Raw genomic sequence first — 1,371 nt, 5'->3', positions numbered from 1 at the left:
GGCCGGGAACTCAAAGGAGACTGCCAGTGATAAACTGGAGGAAGGTGGGGATGACGTCAAGTCATCATGGCCCTTACGAGTAGGGCTACACACGTGCTACAATGGCGCATACAAAGAGAAGCGACCTCGCGAGAGCAAGCGGACCTCATAAAGTGCGTCGTAGTCCGGATTGGAGTCTGCAACTCGACTCCATGAAGTCGGAATCGCTAGTAATCGTAGATCAGAATGCTACGGTGAATACGTTCCCGGGCCTTGTACACACCGCCCGTCACACCATGGGAGTGGGTTGCAAAAGAAGTAGGTAGCTTAACCTTCGGGAGGGCGCTTACCACTTTGTGATTCATGACTGGGGTGAAGTCGTAACAAGGTAACCGTAGGGGAACCTGCGGTTGGATCACCTCCTTACCTTAAAGAACCTGCCTTTGCAGTGCTCACACAGATTGTCTGATGAAAAACAGCAGTAAAAATCTCTGCAGGCTTGTAGCTCAGGTGGTTAGAGCGCACCCCTGATAAGGGTGAGGTCGGTGGTTCAAGTCCACTCAGGCCTACCAAATTTTCCCTGATACTGCGTTGCGGCAACGCTCACATACTGATGTATGCTTCGCGTTACCACGCCTTGTCTCAGGAAAAATTACCGGTACAGAGATTGCAAACGATGGGGCTATAGCTCAGCTGGGAGAGCGCCTGCTTTGCACGCAGGAGGTCTGCGGTTCGATCCCGCATAGCTCCACCATCTTTTACTGCAAACACAAGAAAACTTCAGAGTGAACCTGAAAAGGTGCACTGCGAAGTTTTGCTCTTTAAAAATCTGGATCAAGCTGAAAATTGAAACGACACATCTTTAATGGTGTGTTCGAGTCTCTCAAATTTTCGCAATCAGAAGTGAAACATCTTCGGGTTGTGAGGTTAAGCGACTAAGCGTACACGGTGGATGCCCTGGCAGTCAGAGGCGATGAAGGACGTGCTAATCTGCGAAAAGCGCCGGCGAGGTGATATGAACCTTTGACCCGGCGATGTCCGAATGGGGAAACCCAGTGCAATTCGTTGCACTATCGTTAACTGAATACATAGGTTAACGAGGCGAACCGGGGGAACTGAAACATCTAAGTACCCCGAGGAAAAGAAATCAACCGAGATTCCCCCAGTAGCGGCGAGCGAACGGGGAGCAGCCCAGAGTCTGAATCAGCTTGTGTGTTAGTGGAAGCGTCTGGAAAGTCGCACGGTACAGGGTGACAGTCCCGTACACGAAAGCACACAGGCTGTGAACTCGAAGAGTAGGGCGGGACACGTGGTATCCTGTCTGAATATGGGGGGACCATCCTCCAAGGCTAAATACTCCTGACTGACCGATAGTGAACCAGTACCGTGAGG

2 tRNA genes and 2 rRNA genes are annotated in these 1,371 nt (G+C 51.2%); all 4 read left to right on the top strand.

The features are described from left to right. Window positions 1-405: ribosomal RNA gene (locus UR504_RS21510) — 16S ribosomal RNA — on the top strand; the annotation flags it as partial. A gap of 69 nt (window positions 406-474) precedes the next feature. Next, window positions 475-551, top strand: a tRNA-Ile gene (locus tag UR504_RS21505). Window positions 552-657: 106 nt separating this feature from the next. Beyond that, window positions 658-733, top strand: a tRNA-Ala gene (locus UR504_RS21500). Window positions 734-904: 171 nt separating this feature from the next. Further along, window positions 905-1,371: ribosomal RNA gene (locus UR504_RS21495) — 23S ribosomal RNA — on the top strand; the annotation flags it as partial.

Source organism: Enterobacter sp. 241F3, from assembly GCF_034106785.1.
Lineage (GTDB): Bacteria > Pseudomonadota > Gammaproteobacteria > Enterobacterales > Enterobacteriaceae > Enterobacter > Enterobacter vonholyi.
This window is presented reverse-complemented; position numbering and strand designations above follow the sequence as displayed.